Source organism: Bifidobacterium sp. ESL0820 (assembly GCF_052606235.1).
This window is the reverse complement of sequence record NZ_CP199594.1, coordinates 1473438-1497136: the sequence shown is the minus strand read 5'-3', so window position 1 is coordinate 1497136 and position 23699 is coordinate 1473438. Positions and strand designations below refer to the sequence as shown.

15 protein-coding genes are annotated in these 23699 nt (G+C 63.3%); 8 read left to right on the top strand and 7 right to left on the bottom strand.

All coding sequences use genetic code 11. The features are described 5' to 3' along the window. Positions 1-227: 227 nt before the first annotated feature. Complete coding sequence (locus tag ACUIAH_RS05935; protein WP_445340661.1) at positions 228-995, top strand: SDR family oxidoreductase; 768 nt, start codon at positions 228-230, stop codon at positions 993-995. Positions 996-1085: 90 nt separating this feature from the next. Here ACUIAH_RS05935 and ACUIAH_RS05930 read toward each other — a convergent pair whose 3' ends face one another. From ACUIAH_RS05930 to ACUIAH_RS05920, 3 genes are all read right to left on the bottom strand, one after another. Next, the gene (locus ACUIAH_RS05930) at positions 1086-2732 is read right to left on the bottom strand and encodes a Na+/H+ antiporter NhaA (RefSeq protein ID WP_445340660.1); all 1647 of its coding nucleotides are present in this window, start codon (positions 2730-2732) and stop codon (positions 1086-1088) included. A 226-nt stretch (positions 2733-2958) separates the two neighbouring features. Further along, positions 2959-3438: a Dps family protein gene (locus ACUIAH_RS05925; protein WP_015021094.1), complete on the bottom strand. Its 480-nt coding sequence runs from the start codon at positions 3436-3438 to the stop codon at positions 2959-2961. A gap of 261 nt (positions 3439-3699) precedes the next feature. Beyond that, positions 3700-5103, bottom strand: coding sequence for a hemolysin family protein (locus ACUIAH_RS05920; protein WP_445340659.1), 1404 nt, complete (start codon positions 5101-5103; stop codon positions 3700-3702). Positions 5104-5259: 156 nt separating this feature from the next. On the opposite strand from ACUIAH_RS05920, the gene ACUIAH_RS05915 reads away from it, so the two are divergent. After that, positions 5260-5823 (top strand): redoxin domain-containing protein, encoded by a 564-nt coding sequence (locus ACUIAH_RS05915; protein ID WP_024627523.1) that lies wholly within the window; start codon positions 5260-5262, stop codon positions 5821-5823. Between the two features lie 121 nt (positions 5824-5944). Next, the gene (locus ACUIAH_RS05910; RefSeq protein ID WP_313842310.1) at positions 5945-7696 is read left to right on the top strand and encodes an FAD-dependent oxidoreductase; all 1752 of its coding nucleotides are present in this window, start codon (positions 5945-5947) and stop codon (positions 7694-7696) included. A gap of 156 nt (positions 7697-7852) precedes the next feature. Here ACUIAH_RS05910 and ACUIAH_RS05905 read toward each other — a convergent pair whose 3' ends face one another. Beyond that, a complete protein-coding gene (locus ACUIAH_RS05905; protein WP_445340658.1) occupies positions 7853-8866 on the bottom strand; it encodes a LacI family DNA-binding transcriptional regulator in 1014 nt (337 codons plus the stop codon). Positions 8867-9190: 324 nt separating this feature from the next. Here ACUIAH_RS05905 and ACUIAH_RS05900 point away from each other — a divergent pair, with 324 nt between their 5' ends. From ACUIAH_RS05900 to ACUIAH_RS05880, 5 genes are all read left to right on the top strand, one after another. Then, positions 9191-10453 carry an ABC transporter substrate-binding protein gene (locus tag ACUIAH_RS05900; RefSeq protein ID WP_445340657.1) on the top strand — a complete coding sequence of 421 codons (1263 nt, stop codon included), beginning with the start codon at positions 9191-9193 and terminating at the stop codon, positions 10451-10453. Between the two features lie 25 nt (positions 10454-10478). Further along, on the top strand, positions 10479-11465 hold the full coding sequence (locus ACUIAH_RS05895; protein WP_445340656.1) for a carbohydrate ABC transporter permease: 987 nt from the start codon (positions 10479-10481) through the stop codon (positions 11463-11465). 1 nt (position 11466) lies between these two features. Beyond that, complete coding sequence (locus tag ACUIAH_RS05890; RefSeq protein WP_313837592.1) at positions 11467-12327, top strand: carbohydrate ABC transporter permease; 861 nt, start codon at positions 11467-11469, stop codon at positions 12325-12327. Between the two features lie 105 nt (positions 12328-12432). Further along, the gene (locus ACUIAH_RS05885; RefSeq protein WP_445340655.1) at positions 12433-14553 is read left to right on the top strand and encodes an alpha-galactosidase; all 2121 of its coding nucleotides are present in this window, start codon (positions 12433-12435) and stop codon (positions 14551-14553) included. 45 nt (positions 14554-14598) lie between these two features. Next, entirely contained in the window at positions 14599-16236 is a 1638-nt protein-coding gene (locus ACUIAH_RS05880) for a glycoside hydrolase family 36 protein (protein ID WP_445340654.1), read from the top strand. Between the two features lie 517 nt (positions 16237-16753). Here the strand turns inward: ACUIAH_RS05880 and ACUIAH_RS05875 are convergent. The 3 genes from ACUIAH_RS05875 to ACUIAH_RS05865 all read right to left on the bottom strand — a co-directional run bounded on the left by ACUIAH_RS05875 (position 16754) and on the right by ACUIAH_RS05865 (position 23397). Further along, positions 16754-19960 (bottom strand): RCC1 domain-containing protein, encoded by a 3207-nt coding sequence (locus tag ACUIAH_RS05875; RefSeq protein WP_445341567.1) that lies wholly within the window; start codon positions 19958-19960, stop codon positions 16754-16756. A 241-nt stretch (positions 19961-20201) separates the two neighbouring features. Further along, entirely contained in the window at positions 20202-20354 is a 153-nt protein-coding gene (locus ACUIAH_RS05870; RefSeq protein ID WP_445340653.1) for a hypothetical protein, read from the bottom strand. Between the two features lie 283 nt (positions 20355-20637). Further along, complete coding sequence (locus ACUIAH_RS05865; RefSeq protein WP_445340652.1) at positions 20638-23397, bottom strand: phosphoenolpyruvate carboxylase; 2760 nt, start codon at positions 23395-23397, stop codon at positions 20638-20640. Between the last annotated feature and the right edge of the window lie 302 nt (positions 23398-23699).

Here is a 23699-nt window from a genome sequence, read left to right as displayed (position 1 = left end):
TTCAGACTCAACTAATCTGCCATTGATTCGTTCTGATCCTACTTACTTAAGTCTGGTGTAATGCACCACATTGGTCATCGAAGACTGACAGGAGACTGCCGCAGCCCATGTTGGTGCGCTAGCGTTGAGGAAGAGGGATGGCACTGCAGCAGTCAGGCAGGCTCTCTGTAGCCCGGAGGCGCGTGTGGAGCCGATCCGGGGCAATAGATCATGAAGGAGCAGTTGAAATGACGGAATCCAAGAAGACAATCAAGCGTGCCGTGGTGACTGGCGCCTCCAGCGGCATCGGCCAGGCCAGTGTGCGGGCCTTGGTGGACAAGGGCTGGAAAGTGGTCGGCCTGGCCCGGCGCGAGGACAATCTCAAGGCTCTGGCTGACCAGCTGGGTCAGAGCTTCACCTATGAGGTCTGCGATGTGACCGACGAGGACTCCACCCAGGCGGCCGTCGATGCCGTGCTCAAGGGCGGGCCGGTCAAGGCTCTGGTCAACTGCGCCGGTGCGGCCTTCGGCAAGGACCCGGTGGCTACCTCCAGCCTGGACGATTGGCGCGGCATGTACGAGCTGAATGTCATCGGCACCCTGCGGGTCATACAGAAGCTGCTCCCGGCTCTGAAAGAGTCGGAGGGCACAGTCCTGGTCATCTCCTCGACGGCAGGCATCGAGCCCTACGAGGGCGGCGGCGGATACTGCGCTTCCAAGGCGGCTGAACGGGTCATGGCCCGTATTCTGCGGCTGGAGCTGATCGGCCAGCCGGTACGCGTGGTCGACATCGCCCCGGGCCTGGTCCACACCGACGAGTTCTCCCTGAAGCGGTTCGGCGGGGACAGCGACCGGGCTGACGCGGTCTATGCCGGGGTGCCCGACCCGCTGACCGCCGACGACATCGCCGGATGCGTCACCTGGGCCCTGGAGCAGCCCGACACTGTGGACATCGACCAAATTGTGGTCCGTCCCCGTGCCGAGGGCTCCTACACCAAGCTTTACCGTCGCAGCTGAGCCTGGTTGGGGACCGATTCTGTAGGAAACCGAGACTGGCATGGGATGATTCTGGCAGGGGAAAAGCTTTGCTGGGGATGAGCCCTGCAGTCAGGATGAGACGTGCCTGGCGGACCGCAGTCGACCGGGAATGGTGCCGACAGCCACGATGAGCACGGATAGGACCGACCCTGCCAGCACGCCCAGCAGGGCTGACTCCAGGTGCGGGGATCCGGCGAAGGCCAGGTTGGCGATCAGGAAGGACATGGTGAAGCCGATTCCGCAGAGCTGGCAGAGGCCGATCATGTTTCCGGTCGTGGAGCCGGCAGGTCGCCGCAGTCCCAGACGACCTGCCAGGATCAGCATGGTCATGATCCCCAGGGGCTTGCCCAAGGCCAGTCCCAGAGTGGCGCCCCAAAAGACCCGGTCCGTCAGCAGTCCGGGTCCCAGCTGATCCAGGGAGATGGACAGCGAAAAGAAGGCGAAAAGGGGCAGGACCACCAGGGCGCTCAAAGGAGTCAGGAAGTGGTCCAGCCGTTCAGCCGGTGATAGTGTCGGGTTGCGGTTTGGCTCAATCTCAGTTGGTTCAAACCCAGCTGGTTTGGTATTGGCTTGACTGGTCACTGGTGGATGGGTCTCGGTCGGCTCGGTACCGGATGGTTTTGTATCAGCTGGCCTATGCTCGGTTGGCTCAGTTAAATTCGGCGCGGTACTGGCCGAAGGCTCTTCCTCTTCTGTTGCTTCCGCTTCAGACGCCTTCGACCTGGCAACAGGGGTCAATAGGCCCATCGCCACTCCCGCCAGCACCGGGTGGATTCCAGCCTTGAAGAGGCTGTACCAGGCCAGCAGACCGCCTGCGAGAGCGCCCAACAAGCAGAGAAATACCAAGGGTCGCCAGAGCCGGGCGGGACGGCTCGCCGCTCGGACCAGCAAGGCCCAGACTATAAGGCCGGCTAGGCAGACAAGCAGCCAGCTCGGTTGTCCCAAGCTGGAGTAGCCCATGGCGATCAGCAGGACGCCGATCAGGTCGTCGAAGATGGCCAGGGTCATCAAAAAGGCCTGCAGGGCGGGCCCGGCCTTGGGCAGGAGCAGTTGCAGAGCCGCCAGGGAGAAGGCTACATCGGTGGCCGTTGGGACAGCCCAGCCGCGCAACCCGGCAGGGGAGCCCAGGTTGAACAGGCAGTAGATCAGGATCGGAACGGCCACACCGCCCAGGGCGGCCAGCATGGGCAACAGGACCTGCCTGTGGTCGCGCAGAGTGCCCGCGGCAGCCTCCTGGCGCAGGTCAAGGCCCATGGTCAGGAAGAATATGGTCAGCAGCCCGTCCTGTATCCAGTCCTTCAGGGACAGGCTCAATCCACCGGGCAGGTCCAGAGGAATCCAAGCGGCAAGAGCGTTCAGCCCCGGCCCGGTCTCTGGCAGATTGGCCAGGATCAGCCCGGCCAGGGCGCAGGCCATCATGAATAGCCCGGTGATCCGATCATTTTCAGCCAACGATGACAGGGCGGCGAAGAAGTTTGAAGGGTGGAGTCGGTTGTGCCGGTCCCTGTCAGATCCGCCCCGCCCACGCTGCGGATTTGATGGTTGGGCATTCGATGGCTTGGAATCCGACGGTCCGGAATTCGGTTGGGGGTCTAATGACCGGGAATCCGACTGCCTGGGATTGAAAGGTTTGAGATTCTGTTGCGAATTCGAATCGTCGCAATCCTGACGACGTGGATTGACAGAGAATGCTGGGAATGTAGGTGTGGGCGGCATGATGCTCCTGGTCGGGCGGATAGGGTTCGGTCTTCCATGGCCGACCAGTCTTCCCGGCGTGAGGCAGCGCCCGGCCGTCTCCCAAGCGTCAATTCTATCCTGAAGCCCAGCAGTCTATCTCGGTCAGAGAAAATGCCAGCGGCCCCGCACCTTTCACGATGCAGGGCCGCTGGCATATCGCTTATCGGAGCTGTGACGAGCTCTCAGAACTCAGCAACTCAGCAACTCAGAACAGGTGGCTGCGCATGAACCACTGGAAGTGCTCGAGCTCCTGCACGTGGTCCTGCAGAATGTTGGAGCTGACGATGTCCAGGTCGTCCAGCTCCTTGATGGCCTCGCGGTCGCGCTTGATGAAGGTGGTGTAGTAGGTGTCCAGGGCCTTCAGGTAGTCCAGAGCATCCTGGCGGCCGGTCATGGTGATGCCATCCCAGTCGCGGTTCTTCATGATGTCGTCAGGGCGCCCGGCGGGGGAGCCACCCAGGGTGGCGATGCGCTCAGCGGTCTCGTCGGCCATGTTCAGCACCGAATCAACCTCGGGGTCCATCATCTCGTGGATGCCGATGAATTCCTTGCCCTTCATGTTCCAATGGGCGTGCTTGAGGATCAGGGCAGTCTCCTGTTCCTGGCTCAGACGGCTCTGCAGGATGGCGATGACCTTCTCGCTGGTCGCTTCGTCGAGTCCCGGTACGGTAAAGTTCAATGCCATAATCGCTCCTTAAATATGAAATTATGCCTGCGGTCGGGTCAGCCCGACCTTGTATCTCCAGACTAGAGGAAAAGGCAAGGAAACGCTTGGATTTTGCCGGAATCAACCAGTGAAATCATTCACGGACCATCGGCTACGCTGATAGTCATTTTTTCTTGACTGGCGTGGGACGGTCCCCGGCTGACTGCCAGCTGGGATTCAGCTAGACGACAGCTGGGCTCTGGTCGTAGCGTCGTCTCGGTCAGATTAGACCCGGTCGGGTTATCCTCGGTCTGCTCCCGCTTTGGAATTCGACCTGTCTTCATCTTTCCTGTCTTCATCCACCCCGTCTTCGCCGCCTTCGTTGCCATCATCGCCAGCCTGGTCCTCGGCTTGCTGGCGCCGCCTGACCTCGATGGTCTCGATGCGCCGCCCGTCCACCTTGGTCACCACCATGTCATATCCGTCGTCGGAGTGGACCACGTCGCCGACCTGCCCCATCCGTCCGGTCTGGGCCAGGAAGTAGCCGGCCAGGGTCTCGTAGGGGCCGTCCTCCAGCTCAATCCCGGTCAGGTCCGCGAAGTCCTCGATGGTCATGCCGCCGTCGACCGTGGCCACCCCATTGACGAAGGCGGTCGCCTGGGGATGGGCCGGATTCTGCTCCTCGGGCAGGTCGTACTCGTCGCGGATGTCGCCCACCAGCTCCTCGGTCATGTCCTCCAGGGTGACGATGCCGTCGGTGCCCCCGTACTCGTCGATGACCACGGCCAGGTGGATGCCCTTCTTGCGCAGCTTCTCCAGGCTGGGCAGGAGCTTGGAGGTGCCGGGCAGGGCGATGCCGGGCCTGGTCACGTCGGCCACGGTCTTGGCATGGGGGTTGCGCACGTCCATCAGGTCGCGCACGTGGACGAAGCCCAGCACGTCGTCGAAGTCGCGGCCGGTCACCGGGTAGCGCGAGTAGGGCTCGTCGTGCACGAATTCGACCGCCTCCTGCAGGGGCATGTCCCCGGCGATGAAGACCACGTCGGCCCGGGGGCGCATGACCTCGGCCACGCTGGTCTCGGAGGCATCGAAGACGTCGCCCAGAATCATCCGCTCGTCCTTGCTCAGGTTGGTGTTGGAGGAGACCAGCATCCGCAGCTCGTCGTCGCTGACCTCGGTGTCGGTCTGCTGGGGGTCGAAGCCCAGGATGCGCACGATGAGGTTGGTGTTCTTGCCGATCAGCCAGATCAGCGGCCTGCACAGGGTGGTGAAGACGTCGATGGCCGGAACGACGGCCCGGGCGATGGCCTCGGTGCGCTGCATGGCGATCCGCTTGGGCACCAGCTCGGAGATGACGATGGAGCAGTAGGAGATGATCAGAGTCAGAATCACCGTGGTCAGAGTGCCGGCCAGACCCTCGTGCACGCCCCACCCGGTCAGGACGGGCACCACGTAGGGGGCGATGGATGATGCGCCGAAGGAGGCCGAGAGGAAGCCCGTCAGCGTCACGCCGATCTGTACGGCGGAAAGAAAGGTGTTGGGGTCGCGGGCGATGCGGGCCACCCGGGCGCCGCGCGCGTCCTGCTGCTCCATCTGCTCCAGCTGCGAGCCTCGCAGGGAGACCAGTGCCAGTTCAGTCCCCGAGAAGACGGAACCGAGCAGGAGGAAGAAGAGAATGAGCAGGATGTTCAGCCATAATGCCATGCCTTCAATGCTAGGGTATGGACGCCCCATGTGCTCTATGTCACACCCAAGCGGTGAACCTCCGTCTTCCCCATACAGCGCTACCTGACTAGCATGAAACACGGAAGCAGGTTCGGCTTCAAGCCGACATTCCCAACGCTCCCGAAAGGATTTTTCATGTCACAGCTTCAGCACGAATTGACTGAGTTCACCACGCAGGCCTACCAGGACAACAAGACCTTCTCGGTCTCCAAGAAGGATCTGCTGGGCCACTGGTCCCTGCTCTTCTTCTACCCTGCGGACTTCAGCTTCGTCTGCCCCACCGAGCTGGAGGATCTGGCCAGCAAGTACGAGGACTTCAAGAAGATCGGCTGCGAGATCTACTCCGTCTCCTGCGACACCGAGTTCGTCCACAAGGCCTGGCACGAGGCCAACGAGAAGATCGCCAAGGTCCAGTACCCCATGCTGGCCGATCCGACCGCAACCCTGGCCAAGGACCTGCAGACCTACAACGAGGCCGAGGGCAAGGCCGAGCGCGGCGACTTCATTCTGACCCCTGAGGGCAAGGTCGTGGCCTACGAGGTCATCTCCTCCAACGTGGGCCGCAACGCCGACGAGCTGCTGCGCCGCGTCCAGGCCTCCCAGTTCGTCTACGAGCACGGCGATCAGGTCTGCCCTGCCAAGTGGGAGCCCGGCGAGGACACCATTGAGCCCAGCCTGGATCTGGTCGGCCAGCTCTGATCCGCAGCTGCCAACATCGGGAACTCGCCGATCGGAAGCGACCAGGGCGGGTTCCCTTTTCTGTATTCACGACCAGCATCCAACATCAGCACATCCGTGCATTCCTTCGGAAGAGGCATTCATGACGGAAGACAAGAATCTTTATGACGTGGTCGTCATCGGCGGCGGCCCTGCAGGCCTGAGCGCAGGACTCTACCTGGCCCGGGCGCGGTACCGCACCCTGATCCTGGAGAAGGACGACTTCGGCGGCCAGATCACCATCACGGCCGACGTGGTCAACTACCCGGGCGTGGCCAGCACCGACGGCCGCAAGCTGACCGAGACCATGCGCCAGCAGGCCCAGAACTTCGGAGCCGAGTTCATGAGCGCCGAGGCCACAGGCATCGAGGCCCAGGGCGACATCAAGGTGGTCCACACCTCCCGGGGCGACCTGCGCACCTTCGGCATCCTGATCGCCACCGGCGCCAGCCCCCGCAAGATCGGCTTCCAGGGGGAGCAGGAGTACGCGGGCCGCGGTGTGGCCTATTGCGCCACCTGTGACGGCGAGTTCTTCACCGGACGCGAGGTCCTGGTGGTAGGCGGCGGGTTCGCGGCAGCCGAGGAGTCGGTCTTCCTGACCAAGTACGCCACCAAGGTGACCCTGCTGGTGCGCGAGGAGGACTTCACCTGCGACGCCGCCGTGGCTGACGAGGCCCGGAACAACGACAAGATCGAAATCCATTACTCCACCGAGCTCAAGGGGGTCTCCGCAGGCCCCGGCGGGCTGGTCGAGGCCTCCATCCTGGACCGCAAGAGCGGACAGACTACCACCTGGAAGCCCCAGGACGGCGGCACCTTCGGCGTCTTCGTTTTCGCCGGCTACGTGCCCCAGACCGGCATGCTCAAGGGCGTGGTGGATCTGGACGACCACGGCTATGTGCTGACCCACGGTTACCTGGAGACCTCGGTGCCCGGCATCTACGCCGCCGGGGATCTGCGGGTCAAGAACCTGCGCCAGGTCATCACCGCCACCTCCGATGGTGCTGTGGCCGCCGTGGAGCTGGAGCGCTACGCCTCCAATATGTCGGACAAGACCGGCCTGGTGCCGCCGCGGCCCGACGATTCCCCCTACGCCCGCTCCGAGCGGCAGGCCGAGAACTCCGCACTGGCCTCGGGGACCTCGCCCGCGCCTGTGGCCCAGGAGCACGACCAGGCCCCGGCCAAGACCTCCGGCTTCTTCGGGCCGGACATCCGCAAGCAGCTGGACATGGTCTTCGGCAAGATGACCGGAAAACTGGAGCTGGCCCTGGACCTGGACGGCAGCCAGGTCTCCAAGGAGCTGGAGGCCTTCGTGGACGAGCTGGTCGGGCTCTCCGACGGCAAGCTGACCTCCAGGGTGGATTCCCGCACGGATGAGGACGGCAAGGATTACGATCCCGCCGGCGACCTGCCCGATGCCCGTCCCAGCGTGCGCATCTGCCGCGTGGACGACCAGGGCGTCTCCCAGCCGACCGGTCTGGCCTTCCATGGCGTGCCCAGCGGCCACGAGTTCAACTCCTTCGTCCTGGCCCTCTACAATGCGGCGGGCCCCGGCCAGCAGGTGGATCAGCCCACCTCGGACCGGATCGATGCCATCAAGGACCAGGTGGACGTGATGATGCTGGTCTCCCTGACCTGCACCATGTGTCCGACCACGGTCCTGTCCGCACAGCGGGTGGCGGCCCAGAACGGCAAGGTGCGCGCCGAGGCCTACGACCTGGCCCACTTCCCCGAGCTCAAGGACCAGTACCAGGTCATGAGCGTCCCCTGCATCGTCATCCGCAAGGACGGCCAGGAGACCGTGGAGTTCGGCAAGAAGTCCGTTCCCGAAATGCTGGATCTGATCGGGGCCTGACCCTGGGTCTGAGCCTGAACAGAGTCTGAGAAGGCGCTGGTGTCACTGCTTTTGTGGCAGTGATGCCAGCGCCTTCTCTGATATATGTCGCAGGTCTGCATTGATGAAAAACTATGGATATTATCCGGGGTTCACATGGCTTAATTAGTTGTCGCTTCAGCAGCCGCAGGAGTGACGGACGACCAGATCTGCCTTGATGATCTGCACGTCGGGGACCTGGTCCGGCTCCAAGGCCGCATTGATGGCGCAGGAGGCGATTTTCGCAGTGTCCTGCTGCATGGTGGTCAGCTGAGGCCAGGTGTAGAGGGAGTCGACGGTGCCGTCGAAGGAGACGATGGCCACATCCTCGGGAATGCGCAGCCCGCGCTCATGCAGGGCTCGAAGAGCGCCCATGGCCTCCATGTCGGAACCGGCGAAAATGGCCTGGGGCGGCTTGCCGCTGTCGATCAGGTCCAAGGTGGCGCGATAGCCGCCCTCGCGTGTGAAGAAGGCCTGGCGGATCCTGCCGGCGGGCAGGTTGGCGTTCTGGTGGGCCGCGTACCAGCCCTGGATGCGGGCGTCGCCCCGGTTATCGGGGGAGCCGCCAAAGAGCATGTCAACACTGCAGTGCCGGTGCTCGATCAGGTGCTGGGTGGCGGTCAGGCCAGAGTGGAAGAAATCGGTCGACACGCTCTTGGCGTTGGCCACCCGGTGAGGCTGGTCCATGAAGACGAAGTGGCTCTCTTCAAGATGAGCCATGCTCAGCTGTGTGTAACTGCGCGAGGATGAGAGGAAAATGGCGTCAACATTGCGCTCCAACAGCTGCCTGATGGACTGCTCCTCCAATTCGGGGTCGCTGCGCACGTTCATGAAGAGGACCGAGTACCCCCGTCGCATGGCCACCGTCTGCAGCTCGTCGTAGATGCCGGCGCTGAAGGGGTTGGACGAATCCGGCACGATGACCCCCAGCATCTTGGAATACCCGGTGCGCAGGGCACGCGCCGTGGGGTTGGGGTGGTAGTTCAGCAGCTTCGCCGCCTCGCGCACCCGCTTGGATGTGTCCGGAGCCACAGCCCTGGGCCCGTTGTTGAAGACGTAGCTGACCACCGCCGTGGAGACATTGGCCAGCCTGGCCACATCCGTGCGCGTGGCCCTTCTGCGTTGTCGGAGATTCTTATCGTTTGCAGCCATCAGAGCTCGTTCCCATCTGCCTATTCACCAGTCTCAATTTATGCTACCCGGAATATAGAATCTACTCGAATTGATATTGCTTTCAAAGTCGGCTCAGCACCATCATTGACCTGTCTGCACATGCCTGGCTATAGCTGAAAAATCAAGGAAAACAGCACTAAATATCAAGCCGCAGCGAGTGCGTTTTTCCTCAAAAACAACTGTTCAGACAATCAGCTTCAGATATTTGACAGATGAATCTACTCGTGTATATTAAGAAACACGAATGTGCTCCGATCTCATGGAACGTGTTCGGCAAAGAAGCAACCTACGAAGGAGTGGTTGATGAATAGGATCAAGACGGTGGCGGCGGTCGGCATCTGCTGCGCAATGGCAATAACCTCATTGGCTGCCTGCGGCTCTTCCTCCTCCGGGGGCAAGAAAACCGTGGAATTCATGACCATGCAGTCAACGGGGACCCCCCAGCTCAAGGCTCTTCAGGGCCTGGGCAAGAAGTTCGAAGAAAAGAATCCGGACATCACCATCAAGATGGTTCCGGGCACCAACAACAACGAGAACGACATCAAGGTTCGCCTGGCGGGCCACAATCCTCCGGACATCTGGAACACCCACGGCTGGTCGCGCGACCGGTACGGCAACTTCCTGGAGCCGCTGCAGAACAGGCCCTGGGCCAAGCGGCTCAAGCCGATAGGCAACGAGGTATTCAAGACCAAGGACGGCAAGTTCTACGCCCTGCCCGCCGACATCCAGGTGTCGGGCATCATGTACAACCAGACGGTCCTGGATGCGGTCGGCATCGACCCCAAGTCCATCGACACTTGGGACGCCTTTGAACAGGCCTGCACGAAGCTGAAGGCCGCCGGATACACCCCGCTCATCTCCTCCAACAAGGACGCGGGCCCCAATGGCGACCTTGCAGACTACATGCTTCCGGGCATGTACGACGAAAGCCAGCTCAAGGATCTCTCCAAGGGCAAGTTCGATACTGCGGTCTACGAGAAGTACACCTCCAGGGTGGCCAAGTGGGCCAAGGACGGCTGGTTCAATGTGGACTACACCTCCGCCTCCCAGGATGACATCTCCAGGCTGATGGCCCAGGACAAGGCCGGCTTCTCCTTCCGCGCCAACGGCAGCTCCCAGCTGATCGAATCCTACAACCCCAACGTCAAGCTGGGCATGATGCCGGTTCCCGCCGAGGTCGGCAAGCCCTACTTCTCCACGGGCGAGGACACCCTGACCTTCGGCGTCTCCAAGACCAGCAAGAACAAGGATGCGGCGCTGAAGTTCATCGACTTCATGGCCGAGCCTGAAAACCTGCAGAAGCTGGTAGACGTGAGCATGAACGATTCGGCCCTGACCGGCGTCAAGTCCGCGCTGGGGCAGTTCGAGCCGACCTACAACTACTGGGTGAACGAGAAGAAGACCAAGCTGGTCCCCTTCTTCGACCGCAAGTACCTGCCCAACGGCATGTACAACACCTTGGCCAAGTCCACCGACGGTCTGCTGACCGGTCAGCTGACTGCACAGGCCGCTGCGGATCAGGTCAAGACCTCCTTCAACAGCCTGTATGGCCAGAAGTCTTCCTGATTAGTCGACCAAGAGGAGTCGAGTCATGACAGATAGTCGCTCAGGGGCGATTCCTTCGCAGGACACCCAATCCGAATCACCGTTACATGGGGATGGCAGGAATGCATCCGTCGGCCACGGCAGGGGTTCCTCCCCGCGTCGTCGCCGCTTCAGGGGTGCCTCGATCAATCTCTTCTATCTTCCAGCCGTCATCCTCCTGGTGATCTTCATCATCTATCCGCTCCTGTCGGGGATCGGGCTTTCTCTGACCAACTGGGACGGGTACAACGACGCCAAGTCCTTCGTGGGGCTGGCCAACTACAAGCAGATGCTGACTGACACCAACTTCAAGCAGGTGGTCATCAACACCTTCATCTACGGCATCGGCAGCACAGTGCTCCAGCAGATCCTGGGCTTGGCTCTGGCGCTGCTGCTGAACGCCAAGATCAAGGGGCGCACCCTGATCAGGGCCATCATCTACCTGCCTGCTCTGGTGGCCCCGGTCATCATGGGCATCATGTACTACTTCGTCTTCCAGTACCAGCAGGGCGCGCTGAACGCCGTCATGACGGCATTGGGTCTGCACAAGGTGGCCTGGTTCAACAATGCGGGGTTCTCGGTCTGCATCATCGTGCTGGTGAATTCCATCCAGTTCGTCGGCGTCTCCATGATCATCTACCTGGCCGGTCTGCAGACCATGGACCAGGAGGTGGTCGAGGCCGCCGAGGTCGATGGGGCATCCGGCTGGAAGAAGTTCTGGAACATCACCCTGCCGCTCCTGTCGCCCGCCTTCACGACCAGCGTGGTGCTGAACCTGATCGGAGGACTGAAGCTCTACGACATGGTCAAGGTGCTGACAGGCGGCGGCCCCGGGTATGCCACCAACTCCATCTCGACCTATATCGGCACGATCTACTTCGACAACCAGGCGGCCGGGTATGCCTCGGCCATCGGGGTCTTCCTCTTCGTCCTGATTGCCATCGTGACCTGGCTGGTCAACAAGGGACTGGCCAAGCTGGATTGGGAGGCCTGACATGGCTAGCAAGAACAAGAATGCGATGACCCCTGCCGAGCGGTCATACCAGCGTGGGCGCTGGGCCATCTACCTCTTCCTGGTCATCGTCTGCCTCTGCCAGCTCCTGCCCTTCTACCTGGCGATCACCACCTCGCTCAAACCCTCGGATGATCTGAGCTCGGCTCTGAGCATGCGCACCCACGACATGGCATGGTCCAACTGGACCGAGGCCGTCAATGAGGGCGGCATCCTCAAATCCGTGCTCAACAGCGTGGTGGTGACCGTGGGGACGACGGCCCTGGTCTGCGTCCTGGGAGCGGCTGCGGCCTACCCCCTGGCTCGTCGCCTGACCCGGTTCAACAAGCTGGTCTCGGCCTTCATCCTCTCCATGATGATGATTCCGCCCCTGAGCATTCTGGTCCCCCTCTACTCCTTCCTGGTGAAGATCGGCGGGGTGAACAACTACTGGGGCATCATCGCGGTGCTGACGGCCACCAACCTGCCTCTGTCGGTCTTCCTCTACACGGCCTTCATCAAGGCCATACCCCCGGCGATCGACGAGGCCGGCGAGCTGGACGGAGCCAACAAGCTCCAGGTCTTCATGCGACTGGTCCTGCCCATGCTCAAGCCGGTGACGGCGACCGTGGTCATCATGACCGGCTCGACAGTATGGAACGACTACGCCCTGTCCAGCTACATCCTGACCGACCCCTCGGCCCAGACCATCGCCCCGCGCGTGGCCTCCTTCTTCTCGGCCAATACCAACAATCTGGGCGTCGCCGCAGCGGCATCCCTGATTGCGGCAGCCCCCATGGTGGTCGCCTACATGTTCCTGCAAAAGTACTTCATTGCAGGGATGGTGGCCGGAGCAGTCAAGTAGTCTATCGATCAGGAGCCGCCCAACTGCAGTGGGCTGGGCGGCTCACTGGTTCATCAAGCATCGTTGTTTTTGCACATTTGTGCCGTAGTTACTAAAGGATTTTTCATGCTCTTTCCACAGCCGGTCCATTCTGATCAGCCATTCACCTATATGGCCCTGGGGCCCATTACGCCGGGTGCCGATATTCCTGACATCAGGGGGCTCTATGCGGGTCCTGACCTGGATGGCTTGGAACAGACCCCCGCCTGGACCTCTACCCATTCGCCCCTGCTGCTGGAGCATGCACAGAACACCTACCTGCATCCGGGCCTGACCGGGCACCGGATCGCCCTAGGCCCCGAGGGCATCCAGGCCGGGCGTTCCTGGTCGCCCTGTTTCCTGGTGGAAGGCCAGACCGAGCAGACCGCCGACTCGCTGACCATCAAGGCCCGTGACGAGGATGCCCAGCTTGGGTTGGAGACCAGGGTGGAGGCCATGGCCGGCGGCTCCCTGCGGATTCGCCACACCTTGCGCAACCTGGGCGCCGACCCCTTCCTGCTGGAGGGTTTGGAGGTCCGCCTGCCCTTGGACGACCAGCAGACCCAGATTCTGGACTTCGCCGGCAGGCACGAGCGTGAGCGCAGCCCCCAGCGCCACGACCTGGCCGACGGGGCCTGGGTGCGCGAGTTCCGCTGGGGCCGCACCGGCTTCGAGGGGCCCGTGGTCATGGTGGGCACCCCCGGCTTCGACTTCCATCACGGCAGGGTGCTCTGTGTTCAGCCGGCATGGAGCGGGAACACCGTGCTCCGGGTGGACCGGAACAGCGCCACCCCGTCCGGCGTCAGCGCTGGCGAGCTCCTCCTGCCCGGCGAAGTGGTCCTGGACCAGGGCCAGGAGTACAGCACTCCCTGGATCGTGGCCACGGCCTCCGACCATGGCATGGATCCGATCATGAACAGCCTGCACGCCTGGGAGCGCACCCTGCCCGAGCATCCGCGCGAGCAGCCGGTCATCCTGAACGTCTGGGAGGCCATCACCTTCAACCACGACTTCAATACCTTGCGCGACCTGGCCGACCGGGCCGCACGCATCGGGGTGGAGCGGCTCGTTCTGGATGACGGCTGGTTCCACCTGCGCCGGGACGACACGGCCGGTCTGGGCGACTGGTGGGTGGACCCGGCGGTCTGGCCCCAGGGTCTGGAGCCTTTAGTTGATTATGTCCATAAATTGGGGATGCAGTTCGGCCTCTGGTTCGAGCCGGAGATGATCAATCCGGATTCGGACGCCTTCCGCGACCATCCTGAGTGGGTCATGAGGGCATCCTCCAGAAACCCGGAGCTGCAGCGCAACCAGCTGGTCCTGGACCTGACCAACCCCCAGGCCTTCAACCACGTGCTGGAGGCCATGACCCGAGTCCTGGAGTCCTGCCGCATCGACTACGTCAAGTGGGACCACAACCGCGACCTGCTTGAGGCCGGTTCCCAGGCCCACGGTGGCGCGCCGGCCATCCACGAGCAGACCCTGGCCTACTACCGCCTGCTGGACGACCTCCGCGCTCGCTTCCCCAAGGTGGAGTGGGAGTCCTGCGCCTCGGGCGGCGGCCGCATCGACCTGGGTGTGATCGAGAAGGTCCGCCGCTTCTGGAACTCCGACATGACCGATGCCCTGAGCAGGCAGCTGATCCAGCGCTGGACCGAGCAGACCGTGGCCCCCGAGTACATCGGCGCCCACATCTCCCAGCCCTCCTCCCAGCAGACCGGCAGAACCTACAGCTTGGATTTCCGGGCCGCCACGGCCGTCTTCGGGTCCATGGGCATCGAGTGGGACATCCGCCAGGCCAGCGAGGAGGACTTGGAGCGGCTCAAGGAATGGATCACCTGGTACAAGGCCAACCGCGGCTTCCTCCACTCCGGCCGCGTGGTTCGCCTGGACCTGGCCGACCCCTCGGTCCTGGCCCATGGCGTGGTGGCCCCCGACCGCAGCCGTGCCATCCTGGCCCACGTCCAGTTGGACGAATCCCTGCATAATCGTGGTGTTTATCTACGTATTCCCGGCCTGGACCCCAAGGCCCGGTATCGGCTGGCCTGGACCGGCCCCGCCAAGCCCAGGGCCTCGCTGGAGCACCTGGATCCGACGGGTCCGCTGGGCACCGCCGAGGTCACCGGCACCTATCTGGAGCGCGTGGGCATCCGCATACCCCGCTGCCAGCCCGAAACCATCCGCCTGATCGACCTGGTCCGGGTCTGACCCGCCGCCATCAGTCACACCACAGGGATGAAGGAGCACTGAATCATGAACCCAACCAGCCTTAGCCTGGGAGAGCCGGACTGGATCACGCTGACCACCGATGCCGACAGGGAGACGGTGCCCGCAGGCAGGCCCTTCGGCACAGCCCCCGATGCGAGGGTCAGCCTCAAGGGCGAATCCGCTCTGACGGTCAGCCTGACCGCCGGCTCCACCCCCATCCGCTCCCTGGCCCTGCGCTGGACCAGGCCCATGCCCGCCGACGACCTCTACCTGGGCGATGCCTGGGAGCGTGGCTACGGCCGGATGGGTTTCCAGACCATGCGCGCCAACCGGTTCATGCCCTGGTACTTCCTGGCGGCTGGTCAGGAGCAGGCCGAGGGGTACGGGGTGGCCACCGGTGCCAACGCCTTCTGCTTCTGGCAGGTCGATACGGCCGGCATCACCCTCTTCATGGACCTGCGCAACGGCGGCAGTGGCCTGGTTTTGGATGGGCGGCAGCTTGAAGCGGCCACCATCATCTGCCTGCAATATCCGCTCCAGGAGCGGGCTGGCGGTCCGGTCTTTGCCGTGGCCAGTGACTTCTGCTCCCGGATCAGCCGCAATGGCCTTATGCCCCCTGAGCCGGTCTACGGGAGCAACAACTGGTACTACGCCTACGGGGACTCCAGCCGTTCCCGGATTCTTGCCGATGCCGAATATCTGGCCGACCTGACCCAGGGCAACGCCCACCGTCCCACCATGGTCGTGGACGACGGCTGGCAGGACCACCACCGGCTTGAGGACTACAACGGCGGCCCCTGGCGGCGTGGCAACCAGAAGTTCGGCGACATGGGCGCCCTGGCCGACCAGATCAAGGCCATGGGCATCAAACCGGGCATCTGGTACCGCCCGCTCCTCAACGAGGACGAGGCCATTGCCGACCAGTTCAGGCTCCCGCACAACGGATGCCTGGACCCCTCGAACCCGCAGGCCCTGGACTACATCCGCCAGGACGTCGCCCAGCTGGGGGAGTGGGGCTACCAGCTGGTCAAGCATGATTTCAGCACCTTCGACCTGCTGGGCAGGTGGGGCTTCCAGATGAACCCCTGGCCCAGCCCGGACGGCTGGCACTTCTACGACCGGAGCCTGACCAGCGCCCAGGTGGTCAAGCAGCTCTACCGGGCCATATTCGAGCAGGCTACCAAGGCCGGGATGTTGGTCCAGGGGTGCAATGTGGTCGGCCACCTGGGCGTCGGCTTCATGCAGATCAACCGGACCGGCGATGACACCAGCGGCCTGCAATGGGAGCGGACCAGGCAGATCGGGGTCAACACCCTGGCCTTCCGCCTGCCCCAGCACGGAAGCTTCTACACCACCGATGCCGACTGCGTGGGTATATCCGAATCAATCGACTGGGAGCTCAACCGTCAGTGGATGGATCTCTTGGCGCGGACCGGCACCCCGCTCTTCTTTTCGGCCCGCCCCGGCAGCCTGACCGCCGACCAGGATGACCAGCTCAGGCAGGCGCTGGCCCTGGCCTCGACTGGCGGCGCGCATGCCATTCCCTCGGACTGGCTGGTCAACGACTGCCCTGAGATCTGGACTGACGACGGCGGCACCCGCCGATACTCCTGGTATCAGTCGGCTGGCCTGGAGTTTTCAGACAAGCCCGAGCGCTACGACGGGTACCTTTCCGCCGTTTAGAAGTAGATGGCGACCGTGCTCGGTTGGGATGGGCACAGCCGCCAGTTCGCCGGATTGCAGTGATGGGAACCCGGCCTTACTCGTGCGAAGTACAGTGGGGAATATTCGATAATGCCATTTACAGAGCCTCCCAAGAACTCTGCCGACTGTCTCCCCAACAGACGGTGCATGTCATCCGTTTCTGCGTCTTTGTACAGTGATACAACCCTATCATCGCGCAATGACTATGACAGCCTGATCCAGTGTCGGCGGAACTCATGATTGACGGGATGAGTAAACAGCAGCCAGGCTGGCTGGTGGCCGTTGAGCCTCTTGGCCGACCTGGCCGTGTTTCCCTCTCTCCCAGGCGGGGCGGGGGCGTGCATGCCTGCCCTCAGCTTCCGCCTGCAGAAGTGTGGTGGGGGCGCGGGAGGGAAGTGTCGGCTCTCTTGGGGTTTGAGCCTTCAGTGACACGTTTCCTCCCTGCTCCCCCTATGTGGGCCGGGGGCGGGGGGATTGATACGCCGCCCGGCCGCTCTTACTCGTGCGAAGCGTGAAGCAGTTGGTGTTGTTCCCTGCGGTGACGACGTGAGGCCAGCACCCCGCCCATGCCGGTCATGCCGGTGGCCAGGGTGAGCAGGATGCCTTCCCCTCCGGCCTTGGGGAGCACGCCTGCTGGCAGGTACGTGTACTTCAAGGATGTGTCGGGCGTTTGGGGTGCGCCGCCCAGCGTGTAGTCCACGCTGACCGTGACCGTGCCCGGCTGGTGCGCGGGCGTGAACACGGTGACGCTATTGCCATCACCGCGCGTCAAACCTGATACGGCGGTCTGGTCGAATCTGACGCCGGTGATCACCGGCTGCAGGTTGAACGACACCGGCACAGGAGTCAGCTTGGTGCTTGCGGTGCCGTCGCCCAGCTGGCCAGCGTAGTTGTATCCCCAGGAGTATGCGTTACCGTCGCTGCCTATGGCCAGTGAATGATGGTATCCGGCGCTGACCTGCACGGCTTTGAACCCTTTGCTCTTGTCGGCGGGACTGGCGGAGTCACGCACGCGTACAGGAACCCGATTCACATTGGGGCGGCTGCTGTCGTTGTTGCCAAGCTGGCCGTCGAGGTTGCATCCCCAGGCGTAGGTATATCCGTCGCTGCCCACAGCCAGGGAATGATCGCGTCCGGCGCTGACCTGCAGGTAGGTGAAGTCCCCGGGCGTGCCTGCAGGCGTCTTCACCCTGACCGGCGTATACCGGTCGGTGGTCGTCCCGTCGCCGAGCTGGCCAGCGTAGTTGGATCCCCAGGCGTAGGTGTATCCGTCGCTGCTCACAGCCAGGGAATGCCAGTACCCGGCGCTGACCTGCAGGTAGGTGAAGTCCCCGGGCGCGCCTGCAGGCGTCTTCACCCTGACCGGCGTATACCGGTCGGTGGTCGTCCCGTCGCCGAGCTGGCCCTGGCTGTTGGATCCCCAGGCGTAGGCGTTGCCGTCGCTGCCCAGGGCGAGGGAATGAGCGCCTCCGGCGCTGACCTGCAGGTAGGTGAAATCCTTGGGCAGGTCCGGGTATGTGCTGCGGTCGGGCGTCTTCACCCTGACCGGCGCATACTGGCTGCCGCCGCCTGTCCCGTCGCCAAGCTGGCCATAGCCGTTGTATCCCCAGGCGTAGGCGTTCCCGTCGCTGCCCAGGGCCAGTGAATGATTTTGTCCGGCGCTGACCTGCAGGTAGGTGAAGTCCTTGGGCAGGTCCGGGTACGTGTTGCGGTCGGGCGTCTTCACCCTGACCGGCGCATACTGGCTGCCGCCGCCTGTCCCGTCGCCGAGCTGGCCATAGCCGTTGTATCCCCAGGCGTAGGCGTTCCCGTCGCTGCCCAGGGCCAGTGAATGATTTTGTCCGGCGCTGACCTGCAGGTAGGTGAAGTCCTTGGGCAGGTCCGGGTACGTGTTGCGGTCGGGCGTCTTCACCCTGACCGGCGCATACTGGTTGCCGCCGCCTGTCCCGTCGCCGAGCTGGCCATTGCCGTTGTATCCCCATGCGTAGGCGTTGCCGTCGCTGCCCACCGCCAAGGAAAAACCGTAGGAAGTACTACTGTTGTTCATTGATCCGCTGATCTGGCTGAACCTGATGCCCCGGCTGGCATTGTCTGGCGGGGTGATGGTGGTGGATTCCCTGCCCAGCTGGCTGCCCTTATCAGGGCTGATGCTCCACCTGCTGTTCCTGCCTGCGGGCGTCCAGTGGGCGGCCAGGGTCAGGTCCTTGCCGACGGGCCTGCTGAAATCGTAGGCGACCTCGCCGGTGAACCATCCGTCGAACAGGAATCCTTCCCGCGCCGGGTCGGGGGAGGGCCGCTTCGCCCTCCCGTACGGGGCGGGGACAGTCTGGTCTGCTGGTTTGGGGTTTCCGCCTCCCGTGTCGAAGCGGACCGTGAACGCGGATCCTGGTTCCGCAGCCCGTGCCAGCGGCTGGTCGACCGTGTACGCAAGGCTCCTGGCGAAGGGCTGGCCGTCCTGCCTGCCGGTGATGAGGATGGCGGCTGGTCCCGGATTGTGGGCGGGTATGTCCGCCTGCCATGAGCCGTTGTTCCTGCCGAGTTTGAGCGGCTGGCCGTCCATGCTGGCTGATTCCAGGGTGGGCGCCTGCGTGGTGTCGAGTCTGGCGGGCTTGCCCGGATTGTTTTGAGGGTCTAGGTTCCACGTGAACATGTCGCCTTGCCGGTCGATGGCGGTGATTCTACTGTCGGCTTTGACGGCCTGCATGTACCGCTGGTTCTCGTCGTCCACGCGCTTGGGTGCTTCGTCGGCCTTCCAGGCCCAGACGTGGCCGTCCGTGCTGGTGATGATGGCCTGGTCCTTGTTGGCGGTGATTCTGCTGGTCTGCACGCCCTCCGGCAGGCCAGCGGCTGTGGGACTGGTTGTGCTGTCGGCCAGGTACCAAGGCTGTCCCCTTGAATCCAGGAGCAGGAATCCTCTGATGAGGGGTTGGGCTTGGAAGGTGCGTATGCCCGGGTCCTGCTTGACGCGTGCGGGCTTGGCTTGCCTGGTCTTGCTTGCGTTCCAGGTCCAGGCTTGCCCGTCCGCGTCCACGATGAGGATTCGACTGTCGGAGGCGACGGCGAGGACGGCCTGCGCCTGCCCGGGCAGGCTGATTGTTTCCAGCTCTTCTGGCTTCGGGCTCGTGTTCTGAGTGTCTTTCTGGCTGGCTTGGAAGGCGTGGATCTTGCCCTGCTGGTCTACTGCCAGCAACCGGTCATCGTTGATGCTGATGCTGGTGAACCTGGTGTTGCGGCCGGTGTCGAGGGTGGTGGGTGTGACCTGCCGGTTGTTCCAGGTGTAGATCCGCTGGTCGGATCCGAGCGCCGCCTGCCACCCGCTACCGGACGCGGCCTGCAGGTAGCGGAACCCGTCGGGAGCCTGGGCGGGGAAGGGCACATGTTTAGGTGTGCTGTCTTGCGTCCAGGTGTAGATGCGGCCATCCCCGGTCAGGCCGAGGATCTGGCTGCCTGCGGCTTGGATGCTGGCGAACTGAGGCTCCTGCAGGCTGGGCGGGCTGATGGTCAGGTGTGTGCCGGAGGCGGGCCCGTGGTCCGGACTCAGCGTCCAGTCCGTGACCTTGGTCCATTTTGCAGTCAGGGTCGTGTCCTGGAGGATGGGGGTCTGGAAGTCGAAAGGCTGGCCGTTGAGTGTCCATCCATCGAACAGGAAGCCATCACGCACAGGATTCTTTTCCAAGGGATTGGCAAGAGCACCGGTTTGCACGGTTGATTGTGTTGGCTTGCTGCCGTCGGCAAGGTCGAAGCGCACCGTGTGTGTGGCTTGATCATCTGTCTTTTCGGCTGATTTAGCCGGAGCGGAGTCTGCGCTGTCAGGTGTTTCCGTCGTTGATGACGGGGTGCTTGGGCTTGGCGTTGCGGAGCTTAGTAGTGTGGTGGTTTGTATTGGTGAGGGTGAGGGTAGTGGCGTGTCTGGTGCGTTGCTGGGGAGGGTGCCGGGGGTTTGCTTAGCTACGCGAGGGGTCTGACGACCCCCCCCCCCCCCCCCCGGTGAGTATGGGAGCGTCCGCCTGGGCGGATGCGACGCCCAGGCCTGCCAACAGGCTTAGCAGGACGGTCATCATCGCCGTGATGCGACGCAGACGGGAAACCAGATGCATGAAACCAAAACCCCTTCACCAAACACCAAGCGGAATCAACACCGCATGCCTATTCAAAATTCTACCTGTCGGAAAGCTGCCCATTGCTCAATATCAGTCCGTGCAACAGATTGCACGAGCCGGAACAAAAGCCAGTCGTTTTCTCGACATCCCCCGCTTTTCACCCTACCACCCAGTCAGAAAACAACACACGACCACATCAAAGGCACTTGAATACGGCGAGGCCCCGCCTCCTGCTATCTGCAAGAGAACGGGGCCTCATCCTTGAACCATTAAGCGGGGATCAGCCGGTGTTCTGCAGGCCGGCGGCGACTCCTGAAACGGTGCAGAGGATCAGGTAGATGAAGTCGGCCTGTTGGCTCTTGCTGAGCTCCTCCTTGTCGTTGCGACGACGCAGGGCCCGCAGGGCGCGCACCTGAGTCACCGACAGGGCATCCACATAGGGAGAGCGGATCCGGATGGCCTGGCCCAGCACGTGGCGGTGCTGCAGGGGCCACTCGTCGCCCACGATCTGCAGAACCCACTTGCGGGTCAGCTCCATCTCCGAGAGGACCTTCTGGCTCAGGTCATCCCGGTCGCCCAAGGAGAGGTACATCTTGGCGATGCGCTCGTCGGTCTTGGCCAGGCTCATCTCGATGTTGTCGATGAAGGTGCTGAAGAGCGGCCACTCCTCGTATGCCTGACGCAGGGTTTCCAGGTCGCCGAACTTCTCGCAGGCGGTGCCCAGGCCGTACCAGGCGGCCAGGTTGATGCGGGCCTGCGCCCAGGAGAAGACCCAGGGTATGGTCCGCAGATCGTCCAGGGACTTGGCGCCCAGACCGCGCTTGGCCGGCCGGGAGCCTATGGGCAGCAGGCCTATCTCGTTTAGGGGCGTCACGATGGAGAACCAGGGGGCGAAGTCCGGCGTGTGCAGCAGGTCCAGGAAGCGCTCGTGGGCGGCCTGGTCCAGCTTGTCGGCCATGTCCGCGTACTTCTCGGTCATGGTGGTGTTGCGCTCCTCCACGCTGGGCGCGGACTGGAGCAGGGTGGCCGCAGCCACGGACTCGATGTGGCGGATGGCCAGGACCGGGTTGCCGTAGCGGGCGAAGATGACCTCGCCCTGTTCGGTCAGCTTGAACCGGCAGTTGACGGAGCCCACAGGCTGGGCCAGCACGGCCCGGTTGGCAGGGCCGCCGCCACGGCCTACGGCGCCGCCGCGTCCGTGGAAGAGGGTCAGGTCGATGTCATGGCTCTCGGCCCACTTGGCGATGCGCTCCTGGGCGGAGTGCAGGGCCAGGGTCGCCGAGACGGGTCCGGCATCCTTGGAGGAGTCGGAGTAGCCCAGCATGACCTCCATCTTGTTGCCGGTCTCCTTGAGCCGGGCCTGAACCTCGGGGATCTTGATGATCTCCTCCAGCACGTCCACCGAGTTCTGCAGGTCCTCCAGCTGTTCGAACAGGGGGATCACATCGATGACCGGCACATCCTCGGCATGCTCGAAGGCCAGCCGGTTGAGCTCGTAGACGTCCTTGACGTTCTGCGCCGACTTGGTGAAGGAGATGATGTAGCGGCGGGCGGCCTTCTGGCCGTTGCGCTTCTGGATGGCACCCAGGGCGCGGAAGGTGTCGAGCACCTCGTGGGTCATGGGCTGCAGCTCGCCGCGCTCGCCGTGCAGGCCGTGCTCGCGGATGTCCTCCAGGGCGCGGGCGTGGACCAGGGAGTGCTGGCGGAACTCCATCTCGACCATGTGGAAGCCGAAGGTCTGGGCCTGCCAGATCAGATCCTGCAGGGGTCCGTAGGCCTGACGGGCCGCGCCCGCCTTGGCCAGGGAGTCCTGGACCACGCGCAGGTCGGCGATGAAGTCGTCGCAGTCGGCATACATGAGGTCGGCGTCACGCTGGATGGTGGCCTGCAGACGGTCGGCGATGACCAGGACCACGGCCCGGTGCAGCTCGTTGTGCGAGATGGTGGTGGCCCGGTCGGTCAGGCGCTCGCTCATCTCCTTCTGGTGGCTCCACAGGCTCCTCAGCTCGGGGCTGGGCGGCGTGGTGGTCACCTCCATGGTCATGTTGCGGCCCACGGTGGTGGTGGCCTTGACCAGGGCCTTGAGCATGTGGTCGGAGAACTTGCGGGCCACCTTGCGCGAGACCTTGGCGGTCACATTGGGATTGCCGTCGCGGTCGGAGCCGATCCAGCTGCCCGGGTGGAAGAAGGCGGGGCAGACGGGCTTGACCATGCCGGCCTTCTTGCCCAGCATCCAGTCGTCGAAGCGGCGGTAGACCTTGGGAATGGTCTCGAAGAGCGTGGCGTCGAAGATGTCCAGAATGGTGTTGGCTTCCTCGACGGGAGTCGGCTTCTTGGCTGCGATGGGCGATGTGCGGAAGAGGGCGTCGATCTCGTTGTGCAGCAGACGCTCGTTCTCCTCCAGCTCGGAACCGCCCAGACCGCGGCGAACGGCCAGCAGGTTGGCGATGCGCCGGATCTTGCCCTCCACGGCCTTGCGCCTCGCCTCGGTGGGGTGGGCGGTGAAGACGGGGTGGAACTCCAGTTTCTCCAGCAGCTCCGAGGCCTTGGCCGGGCCCATCTCCTGAAGGAGCTGGCTGTAGGCGCTGGTCATCTCGTTGATGGGGTCGGTGCCCTTGACTTTGAGGTCCACCTTGCCCTCGCGCTCATGCAGGACCTTCACCCGGTAGTTCTCCTCGCAGAGGTTGGCCAGGTGGAAGTAGGTGGTCAGGGCGCGGGCCAGCAGCTGGGAATCCTTGACTGAGGTGTCGTCGATCAGGGCCACGGCCTTGGACAGGCCGTCCTCGTCGGGCACGGGGTCCGAGGGGTGGCGGTTGAAGTGCTCGGCGCTGGCCGTCATCACGTCCTCGCGCAGGGAGTCGAAGCGCTTGAGCAGCTGTTGATCGAATTCCCCCAACACATCCCTGAGCAGCCGCAGGCACAAGGCCATGTCCTCATCCAACGATTGAGGCAGCTTGCGTTCCTCCGGCCCCTTGGTCCCGGTGCCGGATGTGACCAGGGTCGCATCGGCAGCCGTGATTTGCTGATTACTATCTGTCATCAGTCCTCCTTGTCGAATCGCAGGTTGCCTGGTCTTCGACCATTCCACGGCTCCTCCGCGGTTATTGGTGGTCGGCGTTGCAGGCCCACAGCCTTCGGTTCGATGGCTCGCGGCCCATTCTAGGACGCTTTAGGGTCGAATGCGTTTCATGGTCCCGTGCGGCGGTGCAAGGGCACGTGACCCGGGTGGAGTATGAATGTGGGTGTGAAATTCAAGAGCAGGAGTTCCAAGGACGGCTATCGCGGCAGGACCGCAGCCGAGGTCAGACGGGTCAGCAAGTACCACACCCACTCCATACCGCT

What these genes read in the sequence shown, in the direction of transcription:
- ACUIAH_RS05935 (WP_445340661.1), top strand. Translation starts at nt 228, where the DNA reads ATGACGGAATCCAAGAAGACAATCAAGCGTGCCGTGGTGACTGGCGCC.
- ACUIAH_RS05930 (WP_445340660.1), bottom strand. Translation starts at nt 2,732, where the DNA reads ATGCCGCCCACACCTACATTCCCAGCATTCTCTGTCAATCCACGTCGT.
- ACUIAH_RS05925 (WP_015021094.1), bottom strand. Translation starts at nt 3,438, where the DNA reads ATGGCATTGAACTTTACCGTACCGGGACTCGACGAAGCGACCAGCGAG.
- ACUIAH_RS05920 (WP_445340659.1), bottom strand. Translation starts at nt 5,103, where the DNA reads ATGGCATTATGGCTGAACATCCTGCTCATTCTCTTCTTCCTCCTGCTC.
- ACUIAH_RS05915 (WP_024627523.1), top strand. Translation starts at nt 5,260, where the DNA reads ATGTCACAGCTTCAGCACGAATTGACTGAGTTCACCACGCAGGCCTAC.
- ACUIAH_RS05910 (WP_313842310.1), top strand. Translation starts at nt 5,945, where the DNA reads ATGACGGAAGACAAGAATCTTTATGACGTGGTCGTCATCGGCGGCGGC.
- ACUIAH_RS05905 (WP_445340658.1), bottom strand. Translation starts at nt 8,866, where the DNA reads ATGGCTGCAAACGATAAGAATCTCCGACAACGCAGAAGGGCCACGCGC.
- ACUIAH_RS05900 (WP_445340657.1), top strand. Translation starts at nt 9,191, where the DNA reads ATGAATAGGATCAAGACGGTGGCGGCGGTCGGCATCTGCTGCGCAATG.
- ACUIAH_RS05895 (WP_445340656.1), top strand. Translation starts at nt 10,479, where the DNA reads ATGACAGATAGTCGCTCAGGGGCGATTCCTTCGCAGGACACCCAATCC.
- ACUIAH_RS05890 (WP_313837592.1), top strand. Translation starts at nt 11,467, where the DNA reads ATGGCTAGCAAGAACAAGAATGCGATGACCCCTGCCGAGCGGTCATAC.
- ACUIAH_RS05885 (WP_445340655.1), top strand. Translation starts at nt 12,433, where the DNA reads ATGCTCTTTCCACAGCCGGTCCATTCTGATCAGCCATTCACCTATATG.
- ACUIAH_RS05880 (WP_445340654.1), top strand. Translation starts at nt 14,599, where the DNA reads ATGAACCCAACCAGCCTTAGCCTGGGAGAGCCGGACTGGATCACGCTG.
- ACUIAH_RS05870 (WP_445340653.1), bottom strand. Translation starts at nt 20,354, where the DNA reads ATGCATCTGGTTTCCCGTCTGCGTCGCATCACGGCGATGATGACCGTC.
- ACUIAH_RS05865 (WP_445340652.1), bottom strand. Translation starts at nt 23,397, where the DNA reads ATGACAGATAGTAATCAGCAAATCACGGCTGCCGATGCGACCCTGGTC.